This is a genomic window from Streptomyces sp. MMG1121, from assembly GCF_001280015.1.
In the GTDB taxonomy this organism is placed as follows: Bacteria; Actinomycetota; Actinomycetes; order Streptomycetales; family Streptomycetaceae; genus Streptomyces.
This window is the reverse complement of record NZ_LGDV01000213.1, coordinates 222,480-237,999: the sequence shown is the minus strand read 5'-3', so window position 1 is coordinate 237,999 and position 15,520 is coordinate 222,480. Positions and strand designations below refer to the sequence as shown.

Sequence of the window (15,520 nt, the reverse complement as noted above, 5' to 3'; positions counted from 1 at the left end):
CAGGAGCGCGGGCGAGACTTGGGGTGCGGATCTTGTCGCCGCCCTCCAGCGAAGGGTCACCATGCGCAAGCACGAGCAGCCGGGCGCCACCACCGACGAGGCGAGGGCCCGGTCCGGCAGGCCGGCCGTCGGCTCGCGCTCCCCGGCGCCTGCCTCCGCCCCGGTGGGACGGCTGTCCCCGGCTGCGGTGCGGGCCCTGCAACGCACCGTGGGGAACGCGGCGGTGGCCCGTCTGCTGTCCGGGCCGGAGCACGAGCACCGCGCCGAGGGCGACCACGATCCGGCCGCGCGGCGGGAGTCCGCTGTGCCCGACGTACAGCGCCAATCCAGCGTGCACGACGTGCTGCGCTCCCCGGGCCGGCCGCTGGACTCCGGCGTCCGCACCGAGATGGAGAACCGCTTCGGCGGCGCCGACTTCGGCGACGTACGCGTGCACTCGGGCGCCGCCGCCCAGCGCTCGGCGAGCGAGATCGGCGCCCGCGCGTACACCTCCGGCCGGCACATCGTCATCGGCGAGAACGGGTCGGACAAGCACACGCTCGCGCATGAACTCACCCATGTCGTCCAGCAGCGTTCAGGGCCCGTCTCCGGTACCGACACGGGTCAGGGCCTGAGTCTGAGTGACCCCTCCGACCGGTTCGAGCGGGAGGCCGAGGCCACCGCACACCGCGTCATGGCGGGCGGCGCGCCCGCCCCGGCCCTGCAGCGCGCGACCGACAGGAGCGACGGCGCGGGAGCGGCCGTCCAGCGCTACGTCGAGATCGAACCCGGCGCCGAGAACTACCCCACCAAGCACCGGCGTGCGTCGATCGGCTCCAACAAGTCCGCCGAGAGCGACGACCACTTCTTCCCCAGCCAGGATGAGGCAGGCGGCAGCTACTTCTCCGACGCCGGGACGCGGACGGCCAACATCGTCTTCAACGGCAGTGTCCGGTTGCGCCTCTCGGACGCCTTCGATCTCGCGATCGAGCAGGGACCGGGCGAGTCCAAGGTCTTCTTCGCCACCGAGGAGCACATCCGACAGGCCAACGAGGCGCTCGCCGGACGCGTACAGCTTCGCCGGGGCACCCGCTATCTGCGTGTGGAGGGCGAGTCGGGAGAGCGGCGGCTGTACCAGGTCAAGCCGGTGGTGGAGAACAAGCGAGCCGGCCTGGCCGGAAAGGTGGGCATGACGAAGAAGGCGACCGGTCTGTCTGTCCTCACCCCGCAGCGCTGCAACGAGATGGCGGAGTTCGTCACCGGCAAGAAGGGCCTGTCGGCCCAGGGCATCAAGGCCTGGGAGAACTTCCTGGCCCGAGTCCTCGACCTCGTCGAGGACAGCGGTACCCAGCATCTCGACGGGGTCGAGGAGGCCTTCCGCAAGGGAGTCGCCGGGGACCAGCAGGCGTACCTGGCCTACTCCCAGCAGATGAGCCGCACCTTCCAGGACCTGAAGGCGGCCAACTCGCCCCAACTGGACGCGGCCCTGAGGCAGTTGGGCCTCAACGAGTTCCTGCCGCCCCCGCCTCCCGGCTCCGCACTGGTGACGGTCGGCTACGGCGACGCGCAGCAGGAGAGCGACCGCGACCGGGACAGCACCTTCGAGTACCACTTCGGCGCCACCGTGGCGACCAGCGGCAACGACTACGTCACCATGGAGAACTACGCCCGCCGCGACCCCGGCGTCCGCAACACCACCGCGTCCGGCGGCGATCCCCTGTTCTTCTTCAAGATGTACGGCACCAGGCCGCAGGCGGGCGACACCTGGCACGGCGTTCAGACGGGGACCGGAGGCTTCATCGGGGCGATCCTGTCCGTCACGATCGAGGGCTGAGCCGACGTCACCGCGGCGGCACGAGCGGGATCGTGAGCCCGCAACGCGCTCCCCGAGTGCTTCCCGAGCCCCGTGCCCGGTGCCTCCGCGCCGCCGTTGACCCGTGCGGACGCCCTGGCCCGGTCACGTGTGGGAGACGACTTGAGTACGGATCGCCCTTGGGGCACAGCAGTTGTCATCGGCGGCAGCTACGCCGGACTGGTGACCGCGCGGGTGCTGAGCGACTTCTTCGCGCAGGTCGTCCTCGTGGAACGGGACGCCGTCGACGAGGACACCGGCGTGCATCCGGGCGCCCCGCAAGGCTATCACGCGCACGCGATGCTGGCCAAGGGCGGGGAGATCCTCGAGCGGCTGTTCCCGGGACTGCGTGAGGAGTTGAGGCAGGCGGGAGCGCCGGTGTTCGACTACGGAGAGGGCAGCGACTTCCTGCTGCCGGTCGGCCTCGCGCCACGCGTGCGCACGGGCGTCCGGATCCAGACCTTCACCCGTGACGAGCTGGAACGCCGGCTGCGACGCAAGGTGCTCGCCCTGCCCCAGGTCAGACTGATGCCGTCCACCCAGGGCACGGGTCTGCTCCGGGACTCCTCGGGCCGGGTGAGCGGTGTGACCTGCCGGTCGCAGGGCGCGGAGCCGTTCGAGCTGGCCGCCGATCTGGTCGTCGATGCCAGCGGACGGTCCAGCTCCCTGGCGGACTGGCTGGCCGCCCTGGGCATCACCGTGCCGCCCAAACGGACTGTGAAGGCGAAGGTCACCTATACGTCGATGACCTTCGACCGACCGGACGAGAGCGACCCCGGCCACCCCGGCTTCCAGGTCGCCTACCAGATGCTGTCCGCTCCCCGGGTGCGCCGGGGCGGGGTCCTGTTCGCCGTGGAGCGCAACCGGTGGACCTGCTCGCTGTTCGGCTTCGAGGACCAGCCGCCGACCGACGACGAGGGCTACCTGGCGTTCGCCGCGAGCCTGGACATCCCGCACCTGGCCAAGCAGCTCAGCCGGCGCACCGTCCAGGAGGCCACCCACCGCTACACCAACGCCGACAACCAGTGGCGGCCGTACCATGCCGTACGGGACTGGCCGGACCGGCTCATCGCCGTGGGCGATGCCGTCTGTGTCTTCAACCCCGTCTACGCCCAGGGCCAGACGGTGGCCGCGATGGAGGCGCAACTCCTGCAGGGCATGCTGGAACGCCACGGCGCGTCCGGGCACCTGGACGGGCTCGCCGGCCAATTCCAGAAGAAGCTGGCCCGTCTGCTGCTGGGCCCGTGGGCGCTGTCCACCAACGCGGACCTGATGTGGAACCCGGACGGCCGGACCCTCGCCGCGCGCTTCGCCCACTGGTACAACACCCGCCTCTTCGAGGTGGCGGTGAAGGACGCGGCCGTGTGGGCGAGGTTCGTACGCGTCGTGAACATGCTGGCCTCCCCGGCCGCGCTGTTCCATCCCGCGGTCGCGCTGAAGGTCCTGACCGGAGCGTCGGCCAGGCGCTGACGGTGGGCACGGCCGTCCGCCGTCCGCCGGCCAGGCCCGTTGACGCCGTGTGTCACGCCCGCCTGTCCTCGGCATGCCGCGGCGCGTGCCCGGCCGCGCTCCCGTGGTGTACGACCACCACGGGTACCCGCCCGTCGGCGGCGATCACGTGCTCGGCCGTCCCGCCGGCCAGGCCGCGCGTGCGGCTCGGCGGAGCCCGGCGGTGCGGGCGGCGAGCCCGGCCCGCAGGGCGCTCGCGGAGCCGGCGGACGGCATCGGGGCGTTCGCCGCCCCTTGCCGCGCGGACCGCCGGACGGCGTGGCGGGCGCGCGGGATGCCGAGTCCGCTCATGCCACCGCCTCCCGCTCCGTGTCGAGGGGCATGTCGTCCAGGTGCCAGTGCAGATCACGTACGCCGGGCTCCAGGGACAGCCGGGCGACGAGCTGCTCCAGGGCCCGGGCGGGGTCACCGTTCAGGGCGACGGCTGCCCGCAGGCTGGTGCTTGACTCGTCGTCGCGCCGCACCCTGAGGCCGGTGGGTGCCAGCCCGTCGCTCGCGAGTGCCTGGGACAGCAGCGCCCGCACGTGTGTCTCGTCGGCGCGCTCGCAGATCAGGTGCACGGTGGCGCGTACGCCCTCGTTGTCTGGGTCGCGCTGCGGAACACGGTCGATCAGCCGGCCCGCCGGGCGCAGCAGCACGTGTACGGCGAGGACGGTGGCCGTCGCGATGAGGCACAGCGCCAGCCGGCCGGAGGCGGCCAGCACGCCGACCGCGGCCGAACACCACAGGGTGGCCGCGGTGTTGAGGCCGCGTACGCCCCCGCCCTCGCGAAGGATGACGCCGCCGCCGAGGAATCCGATGCCGGAGACGACGTAGGAGGCGACCCGGGTCGGGCTGCCGGCGTCGCCGACGGCCTCGCTGTAGAGGACGAAGAGGGTGGCGCCGACGGCCACCAGGGCGTTGGTGCGCAGTCCGGCCGTACGGGCGCGCCACTGGCGCTCGACACCGATCAGGGCGCCGCAGGCGACGCCCACGGCGAGACGGACCGCGAAGTCGAAGGTGGTCAGGTTCGCCATGGGAAGCTCCCCTCGCCCCGCGGGAGCGGGACAGGTCGGGGGCAGGACGGGGCCCGCCCGGCCGTGGGGCCGGGGGAGGGGCTGCCGGATGCCCGAGGAGTCGGGGGACAGGGGGGCGGTGGGCCTGTCGCGCGTCGTCGCCGGCGGTGCGAGGCGTCGTGGCCCGGCTGTGCGACGGCGCAGGGCGTTGTGCGTGCGACCGGCTACCATATTTGCATGGGAGCGCAAGTAGCGTCATGGGACGAGGAGCGGGCCGAGCGGTCGGTGGCGGTGCTCAAGGCGGTCGCCGACCCGTCGCGCTACCGGCTGTTGTGGGCGCTGAGCGAGCACGAGCTGCCGGTCAGCCGGCTGGCCGAGCTGATCGAGGCGCATGTCGCGGCCACCTCCCAGCACCTGGCGAAGCTGCGCGCGGCCGGACTCGTCACGTCGCGGCGGGAGGGCACGCGCATCTTCTACCGGGCCACGGGCCCGCAGGTGCGAACGCTGCTGGAGAGCGCGGTCCTGGCCACGGACGAGGCCGTGGCCGCGGCGGACGCGGAGCTGGCGGGGGCGGTGGAAGCCGCCGCCGCGCAGGAGCGGAGCGTCCCCGCACGGGCGGCCCGGGTCCGGCGGACGGCGACGGAGCACTGATGCCTCCGGCTCACTCCCGCCCCACGGCGGTGGCGGCCAGACGCGTGGCCTCGCTCTCGTCGAGGCGGTACTCCTGCGGCTCCGCGTCGTAGGAGTACAGCTCGGCGTAGCGGCCCCAGTCGGTGGCCGTGTCCAGTTGGCGGGTGACCTGCTCCGCGGTGAAGTGGTGGGCCAGCAGGTCGCGGAAGAAGCCGGCGCGCAGGGTTCCGCCGGAGTTGCCGCGCAGGCTCTTGGTGATCAGCGTGACCAGCGGGGCGTGCTGGACCGCCTCGGCGAAGATCTTCTTCGACTCCTGCACATCAGCATCGGCGAACGCCGTACCCGTGTCGGTCAGCAGCAGGTCGTCCCCGCTGAGCGTGGTGAAGCCGAGCAGGTCGAGCGCGTCGACCTGGGGGAGCAGGTCGTCCACGGCCAGGCCGAGTTCGTCGGCGAGGTCGGCCAGGTCGCAGCGTCCGCCGCGGTCGAGCACCAGCTCCGCGAGCCCGGACAGTCCGTCGACGCTGGCCCGGGGCAGCGGGGTGTTCGCCGGGGTGCGCTTCTCCAGCTCCACCGCCTCGTGCCGGCCGGGGACACGGCCCTCCTTCTGACGGCCGGTCATGGTGCGGTAGACCCGGTCGATCAGGTCGTCGAAGGCGGCCGAGTTACGGTCGCGGGGGCGGTCGAGGCCGACCTCGAAGACCTCGCGGATCGTCCCGTAGGGGCGGGCGCCCAGGACGACGATCCGGTCGGCCAGCAGCACGGCCTCCTCGATGTTGTGGGTGACCAGGACGATGGCGCGGGTGGGGAACCGGCCGGACTCCCACAGCTCCATCAGCTCGCCGCGCAGGTTCTCTGCGGTCAGGACGTCGAGGGCGGAGAACGGCTCGTCCATCATCAGCACGTCCGGCTCCACGACGAGGGCGCGTGCGAAGCCGACGCGCTGGCGCATGCCGCCGGACAGCTCCTTGGGATAGGCGGACTCGAAGCCGTCCAGACCGATCAGGTCGATGGCCTGGCGGGCGGCGTCCGCGCGCTCGGCGGCCGGAACCCCCTTGGCCTCCAAACCGAGTTCGACGTTCTGCTGCACGGTCAGCCAGGGCAGCAGCGCGAAGGTCTGGAACACCATGGCCGTGCCCGGGTTGGCGCCGGTGAGCGGGGTCCCCTTGTAGCTGACGCTGCCGGAACTGGCGGGCACGAGCCCGGCCAGGCAGCGCAGCAGGGTGGACTTGCCCGAGCCCGACTTGCCGAGCAGGGCGACGACCTCACCGGCGCGGACCTGGAGGTCGATGCCGGACAGGACGGGCAGTTCGCCGTCGGCACCGGCGTACGACTTGGTGAGGCCGACGGTCTCCAGCAGCAGCTCGCCGTCGGCGGGGCGGCGGGGCCCGTCGGCGGTCAGATGGGCGAGGCCGGCCCGGGCCCGGCGGTCGGCGCGGAGGTCGCGCAGGACGTTCAACACCATGATGCGCTCCAAGTGTTTCTCAGGGAAAGGAAGTTCAGAGGGAGTAGCGGGTCTCGGCCAGTCGGTACAGACGGCGCCACAGCAGCCGGTTCAGCCCGACGACGTAGAGGCTCATCACCGCGACCCCCGCGAGCAGATGCGGGTAGTCGCCGCTCGCGGTGGCCTTCGCGATGTACGCGCCCAGGCCGGTGGCCGTGAGGGTGGTGCCGCCGAACGTGACCACCTCGGAGACGATCGAGGCGTTCCAGGCGCCGCCGGACGCGGTGATGCCGCCGGTGACGTACGACGGGAAGATCCCCGGGATGATCAGACGCCGCCAGCGCTGCAGGCCGCTCACGCCCAGGTCGTCCATCGCCTCGCGCAGGTCGCTCGGGATGGCCATGGCGCCGGCGATCGTGTTGAACAGGATGTACCACTGGGCACCGAGCGCCATCAGCAGTGTGCCGCCGAGGTCGATGGACAGTCCGGTCCGCAGGAAGAACCACACCGCCAGCGGGAAGAGGAAGTTGGCCGGGAAGGACGCCAGCACCTGTACGACCGGCTGGGCGATCCGGGTCAGCCGCGGCGAGAAGCCGATCTTCACGCCGATCGGCACCCAGACCACGGTGGCCAGCGCGACGAGGACCACCACACGGGCCAGGGTGGCCAGGCCGAGCAGCAGCGGTTCGCCGAAAACGCCGAGGCCGGTGCGGTCGTGGAGGTAGTGGCCGAGGTCGATCAGGCCCCACAGGATCAGACCGCCGGCGACGAGGGTGAAGGCGATGTCGCCGGTGCGCTGTCTCGTGCGGTCGACGACGAGCGGGCGGTCGTCGCGGCCGAGGACCCGGCCGGCGGTGCTCAGCGCGCGTCCCACGGGCCGCAGCAGCCGGCCCAGCACCTGCGGCCAGTGCGAGCGGCGCAGGAGGTCGAGGACGGCGGACCGCTGGATCTCGCCGGCCTCGGACTGCTCGTTCTTGAACTTCTCCGCCCACGCGGTCAGCGGCCGCCAGAACAGGAAGTTGACGCCGATCACCATGACCGCCATGGTCAGGATGGCCCAGCCGACCTTGCCGAGGTCGCCGTCGGTGATCGCGGCACCGGCGTAGGAGCCGACGCCGGGCAGCGCGTACTGCTGGTTGTTGACGCTGATCGCCTCCGAGGCGACCAGGAAGAACCAGCCGCCGCCGAAGCTCATCATGCCGTTCCAGACCAGGCCGATCGTCCCGGCCGGGACCTCCACCTTCCAGAACCGCATCCAGCGGGTGAACCCGAACGACCGTGACAGTTCGTCGAGTTCACGCGGGAGGGAGGTCAGCGAGTAGTAGAAGCCGAACGTCATGTTCCACGCCTGCGAGGTGAAGATCGCGAAGATCGACGCGCACTCCAGGCCCAGCAGCGAGCCGGGGAACAGGGCGATGAATCCGGTGACCGCCACCGTGAGGAAGCCCAGCACCGGTACGGACTGCAGGATGTCGAGGGCCGGGATGAGGATCCGCTCCAGCCTTCTGCTCTTGGCGGCGGCGTAGGCGTAGCCGAAGGTGAAGACGATCGACGCGGCCAGCGCGGCGAACATCCGCAGCAGCGAACGCGCCGCGTCGTACGGCAGCTGCGTCGGGTCGGTGTCCACCTTGACGTTCTGGTGGGTGTTGAAGGCGACGGTGGTGCCGTGCCCCACGCGCAGCACCACGTACAGGAGCACCAGCACGGCGGCGGCGACCGCCGCGTCCACCCAGGAGAACCGGCTCAGACGCCCGGGCAGCCTTGCCACCAGCGGTGTGCGCTCCACCGTCTCGGCGGGCTTGTTGTCCGTACGGATCGACATCACGAAGACCTCCGTCCCCACTCTGGGCACGACGGCATGACCGGCCGCGGTCAACGCACCGACGGCAGGGCAGGGGTCACCCAGGCATCACGGGAAAGTCAGTTGAGCAGGAAAGGCCCGCCCGGGCGGTCATGGCCGCCTCGTCGAGGCTGAGGCCGGTCCCGGCGGGGGAAACTGGGGCGAAGCGGCCCCGGCTGGTAAGAGTCAGCGAATGCCCTGGAGGCAGCGCGGACTGGGAGGTTCTGCACCCATGGCGGCCTCCGTTCCGTGATGTGGCTCCGCCCCGAGCACGCTCGGCGCGCGCAGGACCCGACTCCAAGAGTGTGCCCCTTGTTGCATCGATACGCAAATATGCGTCCGGGGGCGTGATCTTGGCTCCGTCCGCACGCGGTATAGGCCGGTGCCCGTCTTGGATGACGGCCGGTGCGTGCTCGCGGTTCCCTGCGAAGGCGCTGTGCCGGTGGAAGGAGACGCCTTGCTCACCGCCTGGAGCAGGTTGGCCGTGGCCGGCGCCGCCCACCGGGCGACCAGGGCCCCGGCGCCGCGACCGGGGCGGCGACGGCGGTGAGAACGGCGTAGCAGCGGCGTGGCGGCGACACGGCACACCGGTCCGCGCGCGACCGGACGCGTGGCTCGCCGACAGGGCGGGGCGGAGCGGCGGCGGGCCGTCCCCGCCGCCGTCGAGGGGGATGTGTCGTTCGCCCCGGTCTACGGTCGCGCGGACGCGGTGGGTGACTCGGGCGCGTGGACGTGCTGGCGGAGGAAGAGTGCCGCACGATCGAGCGCCTGGTCGGCCTCGTCGAGCACGCCGGTGAACGCCTGGAACACGTGAGGTACATCGGCGGTGACGTCGAGGACCACGTCCACGCCGGCCTTCCTCGCGCGTGCGGCCATGCGGGTCGAGTCGTCCAGGAGCACCTCGTTGGTGCCCGCCTGGAGCAGCATCGGCGGAAATCCGGTCAGGTCGGCGAAGACGGCGGGGCTGATCAGTTCCTGACGCGGGTCCTGACCCGCGAGATACATCGCACCCGTGTGGGCCAGGCCCTCGCGTGTGAAGAACGGGTCGATGCCCGCCTTGGTGTCCATGCTCTCGCCTGTCCGGGTGCCGTCGAGTCCGGGGGAGAAGGCCACGATCGCCGCGGGCAGCGGCAGTCCCGCGGCGCGGGCCGCGAGGCAGGCCGTGACGGTGAGGCCGCCGCCCGCGGAGTCCCCGGCGAACGCGATGCGCGAGGGGTCCTCGCCGTCCTCGAGCAGTGCGCGATAGGCATCGAGCCCGTCGTCGATCGCGGCCGGGAACGGGTGCTCGGGGGCGAGCCGGTACTCCGGTGAGAAGGCCCGGTGACCGGTCCTGGCCACCAGGTTCCCCGTCAGTGACATCGCGGTCTCGGGCGAGCCGTACACATAGCCGCCGCCGTGGAAATAGAGGATCGTCGCGGTGTGCGGGCGGTCGGCCGGCTCGACCAGCAGGGCCCGTCGTGCCCCGAGCGTCACCTCCGTGGTCCGGATTCCGTCCGGCACGATCATCGTGGCCATCATCGCCGCGAACCCCGTCCGGATCTCCTCGACCGACTGCGGGCCCTCGGGCCGCGGCCCGCGCAGCATCGCGTCGACCATCGCGCGTTGTTCCCTGCTCATCATCGCCTCCATGGCAAGTGGATGCCTGTACAGTATATGCCGTGGCATCTAAATCAAGTGGCTCCACGCCCGACCCCCGGGTCTTCTTCGCCGACCTGGTCCGCTGCGAGACGCGCCTGTACAACGCGCTCAACGACCGGCTGCGCGAGCGGCACGGGATCGTCACCTCGCAGTTCGAGTTCCTGCGCTACCTGCGTGAGCACCCCGGATCCCGGGTGGCCGACCTGGCCGCGGAGTTCGCCATCGGGATCGGGGCCACGAGCAAGGGAGCCGACCGCCTGGAGCGGCAGGGGTGGGTCGCCCGGCAGCCGAACCCGGCCGACCGCCGTTCGTCGCTGCTGGTGCTGACCGACGAGGGCGCACGCCTGACCGATGCCGCCGAGCGGACCTTCACCGAGCGTGTGACCGAACTGATCGAAGGTGCTCTCGACCGCACCCAGGCGTCGGCCGCCGCCCAGGTCCTCTCGGTGCTGCGCGCCGCGCTGGAACGCGACCGCACCGGCACACCCACGGGCTGACGGTCCTGGATCCCGGGCTCGAGGGTGCTGCCGGGGCGGAGTCCGCCGGCCCCGGCGAGGTCGTTCGGCACCGCAGACGGGCCGCAGGACCCATGGAAACGGCCGAACTCGACGCCGCCTACGACCGTTTGCTCACCGCAGCCGAAGCGATCGGCGATGCAGCGTCTACGGACAGCCGCAGCACAAGGACATCGACGCGTTCTGCATCCCCGCGGGAACCGCCGACCGGGGCTCCTGCGGCGTCGGCAACACCCATGTCCCGAAGAAGTGGACCCGCACCAGGAGCGGCTGGTGGAAGTCCTCCAGCGCCACCGTGGTGACCGCCGACCGGACCGGCTGAGCGGGACGGCGCGCATGCCCCTTGCACACCGGGGCTGCAAGGGGCATGCGGGGCGGGGAGGTCAGTCGCCGTCGTGGACGGCGGTCAGGCCGTTGAAGACGCCGATGTAGGCGGTGCCGTCGGGGCCGAGGGTGATGGGCGCCCAGTTGTTGTCGTAGCCGATGCCGGTGCCGACGAGTCGCTTCCACTGGGTGCGGCCGGTGCGGAAGTCGACGGCGGTCAGGTACCAGGCGTCGATGCCGAGGGAGTTGGGGTCCTTGGTGTACAGGTAGACCAGTCCGTTGCCGGTGGACAGTTTCGGTACGACGGAGGGTGACCGTTCGGCGCTCTGCCACACGGTGTCGCAGCCGCTGCCGTCGTCACGGACGTCGATGCGGGTGACCCCGCCGGTGACGCTGCGTCCGAAGGGGAGCGAGGTGATGTTCTCGTAGCCGTAGTTGTTCTCGACGACCAGACTGTCGCCCCAGCTGATCATGGAGTTGTCCGTCGTGGACGCACCCGATCCGAAGACGGGGATCTCGCAGACCAATCGGTGGTCGGCCGGGACGTCGGTGCCGCGCCGGTAGACGAGGACGTGCATGCGGTCGTCGGCGTTGTCGGTGATGGCGACGTAGCGGCCGTGGTCGCCGAAGATGTCCGGGGTGGTGCCCGAGCCCTGGTCGACGGATCCGGGTTTGGTGCCGGTACCCCGGTCGTAGGTCTGCCGCCACCGCACGACGGGCGTTCCGTCCGCCGTGGCGGTGAACTCGTACAGTGCGTGGTCGGAGACGATCGAGACGCCGTCGGCGGCGACGGAGAAGGAGTTCTGGATCTCCTCGCCGGCCAGCCGGACGGAGTGGATGGTGCCGGTGGCGGGGTCGACGGTGCCGATCCGTCCCTGCCGGGTGACCCACCAGATGCGGCCCTGCCAGTCCGGCATGACGGAGGTGATGGGATCGCACTCACCGCTGGGGTGGAGGTTGGTCCAGGTCACACAGTCGTGGGGGACCTGTCCGGTGAGGTCCCAGTCGTCGGTGACGGTGAACTCCCAGCTGCCGTCCGCCTTTTGCCGGTGGGCGAGGCGGAGGATGTGCTGGCGCGAGTCCGCGAGCACCAGCCGGTCCTGGTTGTCCAGGTAGGAGTAGGCGCCGCCGGAGGTGTCCTTGAAGATCTTCGAGAAGTCCAGCCGGGTGATCGCCTCCACGGTGGACGGCCGTTGCGGCAGCTTGTACTCGGCCAGGGTGGCGAGGGTGTGGGGGTCGAGCAGCTTGACCAGGAATCCGGTGAACGTTCCGCACACGGTGACGATCCGCCCTGCCCGGTCGAAGGTCACGGTGGCGCACTCCCCGCCCAGCAGGGCCATCCGCTCGCTGGTGACCTGCGGCCGGTTGCCGAGCGGCCCGGACCAGGGGTAGGTCGCGCTGCCCCAGCTGTCCGCGTGCATACCGGAGCGGCCGTTCGCCGCGAGGTAGGGATTGTGCGGGGGCTGCGTGCCGGGCAACGGCTGCGCGGCGGCCGGGGCTCCGGTGTAGGCGTCGACCAGACGGTGGCCGGGCGCCTCGGGGATCGGGTCGGCCAGCGCGGGCGTGGGCCCGGCGAAAGCCGTACCCGCGGCCAGCGCCAGAGCGACGGCCAGGGCACGGCTGAGTGTCCTGTGGGACATGCGGCTCCTACGGATGCGTACGACAGGGGGTCGCGCCGCCGTGACCATAGGAGCGCCGAATCGAAGAGTCCACACAAACCTGAGGAATGTTCATGATCCCGCAATGACGGCATGCGCCTCGCTCGACATTCTGAGGATCTGCTCCACCGCGGCGTCGTGGCCGTCCGGGCGGTGGACCGCGGCGACCGTCGTCTCCAGATGGGTCCCATCGCCGTGCAGGGGACGGTAGGTCACCCCGGAAAGCCCCAGTGAGCGGACCTGTTCGGGGGCGAGTGCCAGACAGAGGCCGGCGGCGACGTAACTGAGCAGGCCCGGCAGGTCGTCCGCCCGGCCGAGCGGCCGGGGAGTGAAGCCGGCCTGGGCGCAGGCGAGCGCGACCTGCCGGGCGAGCCCGGGCAGGGCACCGGGCCTGGGGAGCGCGAACGCGTGCTCGGCCAGCTCCCGCAGGCCGAGGGAGGGTCTGGCGGCGAGGACGTGGTGTTCGGGCACGGCCGCGACCAGCCGTTCCACCCCGATGTGCCGGACCGTCAGACCTGCTGTGCCGGTGACCGGGAGGCGGACCAGGGCCAGGTCGAGTGCCCCGGTGTGGACCATGTCGACGAGTTCCGCGGACGGGTGCTGGCTCAGGTGCAGCCGCAGACCGGGCAGCTCCGCGTGGGTACGGCGCAGCAGACGCGGCAGGAAGCCGTAACCGAGGCTGCTGATGAACCCGATCCGCAGCTCGCCCTCGTGGCCGCGCGCGATCCGCCGGGCCCGCTCGACGGCGGCGGCCTGAGCCTCCAGGAGGCGGCGGGCGTCCTCGGCGAACGCGCTGCCCGCCGGGGTGAGCCGAACGCCACGCCCGATCCGGTCGAACAGGGCGGCTCCGAGGCCGCGTTCCAGTCGCTGGATCGCCTGGCTGAGCGGCGGCTGCGTCATGGCGAGCCGTTCGGCGGCACGTCCGAAGTGCTGCTCCTCGGCCAGCACGACGAACTGCTGGAGCATGCGCTGGGTGAGTTCCATATGGTGCAGCGTATGAGATGTGCCGGAAAGAAGTATTGGACGGTATGAACCGGTGAGGGCTTGACTGGCTGTCAACGGCCCGGCGTACGGAGCCGGCCCCGATGCGGATCGGAGACATGTCATGTCGGCGGAACAGGAAACGCCCGGTGGCCCGGGGCCGCTGAACGGCGTACGGGTGGTCGAGCTGGCCAGCGTGATCATGGGACCCTACGCGGCCCAGCAGCTCGGGGATCTCGGCGCGGACGTGATCAAGGTCGAGGCGCCGGCCGGCGACATGACCCGTCAGTACCCGCCGACCCGCAGCCCGGGGATGGGTGCGCTGGCGCTCAACCTCAACCGCAACAAACGCAGTGTCGCGATCGATCTGAAAGCCCCGGGCGGCCGTGACGCGCTGCTCGCCCTGCTCGCGACCGCGGACGTGTTCATCACCAACATCCGCCCGCAGGCACTGCGGCGACTCGCCCTGGGCTACGAGGACGTGGCGGCCGTCAACTCCGGCCTGGTCTATCTGAACGCCCAGGGATTCCGCAGCGACTCCGCGCTCGGCGGACACGCGGCCTACGACGACGTCGTGCAGGCGGCCTCCGGTCTGGTGTGGCTGAACGAACAGGTCAGCGGCGTACCGCACTTCGTCCCCACCGTGCTCGTCGACAAGATCTGCGGTCTGGTCATCGTCCAGTCGGTGCTCGCCGCACTCCACCATCGAGACCGCACCGGTCAGGGACAGCGTGTCGAGGTCCCGATGGCCGACACCATGCTGGCCTTCAACCTGGTCGAGCATCTGGCGGCGGCGACCCCGGACCCGCCGCAGGGTCCGATCGGCTATGCGCGGGCGCTCAGTTCCCGGCGCAGGGCCACGCGCACCGCGGACGGCTGGATGTGCGTCCTGCCCTACAGCGACCGCAACTGGCGTGACTTCTTCGCGTTCGTCGGCCGCCCGGAACTGGCCGACGATCCCCGCTTCGACTCGCTCGCCGACCGCGCCCGCAACGTCGACGAACTCTACGTTCTGGCGGGCGAGTTGACCGGCCGTTTCACCAGCGCCGCATGGCAGGAGTTCTGCGACACGGCCGGCATTCCCGCGGCCCCCGTACTGAGCCTCGACGAGGCGGCCGGCAGTGACTACGCCGCCGAAGGCGGCCTGCTGCGGACGGTCGAGCACCCCACCGAGGGCGGTTACCGCCTCATCGGCCAGCCCGTGCGTTTCTGGGCCACCCCGGCCGGCCTGCACCGGCACTGCCCGCGGATCGGCGAGCACACCGAGGAGGTCCTCGCCGAGATCGGTCACCAGCCGTCCGTATGAGCGTCTGCCTGCATCACCCCCGGAAAAGAGGAGCCCATGAGCGAGCAGGAACCGCTGAGCATCGAGCACCGGCCGAACGGTGTCACCGTGCTCACCTTCGACAACCCCGACCGACGCAACCCGATGACCGCGCGGCTGACCGAGCAGTGGCAGCACACCATGCGGTCCCTGCGCGAAGCCCCCGACCTGCGTGCCGTCGTGGTCACCGGCACCGGCCCCGCGTTCTGCTCGGGCGCCGACCTCGACGAACTGGCCGACCGGCACGCCCAGGGCCTCCCCGGCGCCCGAGCCCGTCTGTCGGCCTTCTACCGGGCCTGGCTGACCGTCCGCGACCTGCCCGTCCCCACCGTGGCGGCCGTCAACGGCCATGCGGTGGGCGCCGGACTCGCCCTGGCGCTGGCCTGCGACCTGCGCTACGCCGCCGAGGAGGCACGACTCGGCGCGCCGTTCGTCCGGCTCGGCCTGCACCCGGGCATGGCCACCACCGCCCTGCTCGCCGAGGCTGTCGGCCTGCCGCGCGCCCGTGAACTGCTGCTGACGGGACGGCTGGTCAGCGGTACGCAGGCGGCCGCCATGGGCATGGTGCACGAGGCCCTGCCCGCCGAACAGGTACTCCGGGCCGCGCTCGCGGTGGCCGACGAGATGGCCGCCGCGGCCCCGCTGGCGGTCCGCCTGGCCAAGAGCGGACTGGCCCAGGGGCAGCCCACCGTCGAACAGGCGCTGACCTGGGAGGCGCTCGCTCAGCCGGTGACGACCACCACGGACGACTTCCGCGAGGGCATCCAGGCCCACCGGGAGCGCCGGCCCCCGCACTTCACGGGCGCCTGACCCCCGACCGGCCACGGACCACCA

At 71.6% G+C, this 15,520-nt stretch carries 13 protein-coding genes; 6 read left to right on the top strand and 7 right to left on the bottom strand.

The features are described from left to right. Window positions 1–61 precede the first annotated feature (61 nt). Both ADK64_RS45365 and ADK64_RS30760 read left to right on the top strand, forming a co-directional pair. Entirely contained in the window at window positions 62–1,813 is a 1,752-nt protein-coding gene (locus tag ADK64_RS45365; protein ID WP_053664273.1) for a DUF4157 domain-containing protein, read from the top strand. A 141-nt stretch (window positions 1,814–1,954) separates the two neighbouring features. Further along, window positions 1,955–3,301, top strand: a complete 1,347-nt coding sequence (locus ADK64_RS30760) for an FAD-dependent monooxygenase (RefSeq protein WP_159046371.1) — start codon at window positions 1,955–1,957, stop codon at window positions 3,299–3,301. 144 nt (window positions 3,302–3,445) lie between these two features. Here ADK64_RS30760 and ADK64_RS30755 read toward each other — a convergent pair whose 3' ends face one another. Both ADK64_RS30755 and ADK64_RS30750 read right to left on the bottom strand, forming a co-directional pair. After that, window positions 3,446–3,631 carry a hypothetical protein gene (locus tag ADK64_RS30755; RefSeq protein ID WP_053664268.1) on the bottom strand — a complete coding sequence of 62 codons (186 nt, stop codon included), beginning with the start codon at window positions 3,629–3,631 and terminating at the stop codon, window positions 3,446–3,448. Continuing rightward, complete coding sequence (locus ADK64_RS30750; RefSeq protein WP_053664266.1) at window positions 3,628–4,356, bottom strand: MgtC/SapB family protein; 729 nt, start codon at window positions 4,354–4,356, stop codon at window positions 3,628–3,630. Before ADK64_RS30750 ends, ADK64_RS30755 begins: the two co-directional genes overlap by 4 nt. 216 nt (window positions 4,357–4,572) lie before the next feature. Between ADK64_RS30750 and ADK64_RS30745 the strand changes: the two genes are divergently transcribed. Beyond that, window positions 4,573–4,986 (top strand): ArsR/SmtB family transcription factor, encoded by a 414-nt coding sequence (locus ADK64_RS30745; protein WP_053664264.1) that lies wholly within the window; start codon window positions 4,573–4,575, stop codon window positions 4,984–4,986. A gap of 10 nt (window positions 4,987–4,996) precedes the next feature. Here the strand turns inward: ADK64_RS30745 and ADK64_RS30740 are convergent, their stop codons facing one another. The 3 genes from ADK64_RS30740 to ADK64_RS30730 all read right to left on the bottom strand — a co-directional run bounded on the left by ADK64_RS30740 (window position 4,997) and on the right by ADK64_RS30730 (window position 9,863). Further along, entirely contained in the window at window positions 4,997–6,427 is a 1,431-nt protein-coding gene (locus ADK64_RS30740) for a nitrate/sulfonate/bicarbonate ABC transporter ATP-binding protein (RefSeq protein WP_063789980.1), read from the bottom strand. A gap of 34 nt (window positions 6,428–6,461) precedes the next feature. Beyond that, window positions 6,462–8,228, bottom strand: a complete 1,767-nt coding sequence (locus ADK64_RS30735) for an ABC transporter permease (RefSeq protein WP_053664262.1) — start codon at window positions 8,226–8,228, stop codon at window positions 6,462–6,464. Window positions 8,229–8,936: 708 nt separating this feature from the next. After that, complete coding sequence (locus ADK64_RS30730; RefSeq protein ID WP_053664422.1) at window positions 8,937–9,863, bottom strand: alpha/beta hydrolase; 927 nt, start codon at window positions 9,861–9,863, stop codon at window positions 8,937–8,939. A 41-nt stretch (window positions 9,864–9,904) separates the two neighbouring features. Here ADK64_RS30730 and ADK64_RS30725 point away from each other — a divergent pair, with 41 nt between their 5' ends. Beyond that, a complete protein-coding gene (locus tag ADK64_RS30725) occupies window positions 9,905–10,381 on the top strand; it encodes a MarR family winged helix-turn-helix transcriptional regulator (protein ID WP_053664260.1) in 477 nt (158 codons plus the stop codon). A gap of 401 nt (window positions 10,382–10,782) precedes the next feature. Here ADK64_RS30725 and ADK64_RS30715 read toward each other — a convergent pair whose 3' ends face one another. Further along, complete coding sequence (locus ADK64_RS30715) at window positions 10,783–12,363, bottom strand: hypothetical protein (protein ID WP_053664256.1); 1,581 nt, start codon at window positions 12,361–12,363, stop codon at window positions 10,783–10,785. A gap of 90 nt (window positions 12,364–12,453) precedes the next feature. After that, window positions 12,454–13,365, bottom strand: coding sequence for a LysR family transcriptional regulator (locus ADK64_RS30710; protein ID WP_053664254.1), 912 nt, complete (start codon window positions 13,363–13,365; stop codon window positions 12,454–12,456). 121 nt (window positions 13,366–13,486) lie between these two features. Here ADK64_RS30710 and ADK64_RS30705 point away from each other — a divergent pair, with 121 nt between their 5' ends. Together ADK64_RS30705 and ADK64_RS30700 are read left to right on the top strand one after the other, a co-directional pair. Beyond that, window positions 13,487–14,668, top strand: coding sequence for a CaiB/BaiF CoA transferase family protein (locus ADK64_RS30705; protein WP_053664251.1), 1,182 nt, complete (start codon window positions 13,487–13,489; stop codon window positions 14,666–14,668). Between the two features lie 36 nt (window positions 14,669–14,704). Then, complete coding sequence (locus tag ADK64_RS30700) at window positions 14,705–15,496, top strand: enoyl-CoA hydratase/isomerase family protein (protein WP_053664249.1); 792 nt, start codon at window positions 14,705–14,707, stop codon at window positions 15,494–15,496. The last annotated feature ends 24 nt before the right edge of the window (window positions 15,497–15,520 follow it).

Excerpts from the sequence above, each read along its gene's own strand:
- ADK64_RS45365 (WP_053664273.1), top strand. The coding sequence starts at position 62 with ATGCGCAAGCACGAGCAGCCGGGCGCCACCACCGACGAGGCGAGGGCC.
- ADK64_RS30755 (WP_053664268.1), bottom strand. The coding sequence starts at position 3,631 with ATGAGCGGACTCGGCATCCCGCGCGCCCGCCACGCCGTCCGGCGGTCC.
- ADK64_RS30750 (WP_053664266.1), bottom strand. The coding sequence starts at position 4,356 with ATGGCGAACCTGACCACCTTCGACTTCGCGGTCCGTCTCGCCGTGGGC.
- ADK64_RS30745 (WP_053664264.1), top strand. The coding sequence starts at position 4,573 with ATGGGAGCGCAAGTAGCGTCATGGGACGAGGAGCGGGCCGAGCGGTCG.
- ADK64_RS30740 (WP_063789980.1), bottom strand. The coding sequence starts at position 6,427 with ATGGTGTTGAACGTCCTGCGCGACCTCCGCGCCGACCGCCGGGCCCGG.
- ADK64_RS30735 (WP_053664262.1), bottom strand. The coding sequence starts at position 8,228 with ATGTCGATCCGTACGGACAACAAGCCCGCCGAGACGGTGGAGCGCACA.
- ADK64_RS30730 (WP_053664422.1), bottom strand. The coding sequence starts at position 9,863 with ATGAGCAGGGAACAACGCGCGATGGTCGACGCGATGCTGCGCGGGCCG.
- ADK64_RS30715 (WP_053664256.1), bottom strand. The coding sequence starts at position 12,363 with ATGTCCCACAGGACACTCAGCCGTGCCCTGGCCGTCGCTCTGGCGCTG.
- ADK64_RS30710 (WP_053664254.1), bottom strand. The coding sequence starts at position 13,365 with ATGGAACTCACCCAGCGCATGCTCCAGCAGTTCGTCGTGCTGGCCGAG.
- ADK64_RS30705 (WP_053664251.1), top strand. The coding sequence starts at position 13,487 with ATGTCGGCGGAACAGGAAACGCCCGGTGGCCCGGGGCCGCTGAACGGC.
- ADK64_RS30700 (WP_053664249.1), top strand. The coding sequence starts at position 14,705 with ATGAGCGAGCAGGAACCGCTGAGCATCGAGCACCGGCCGAACGGTGTC.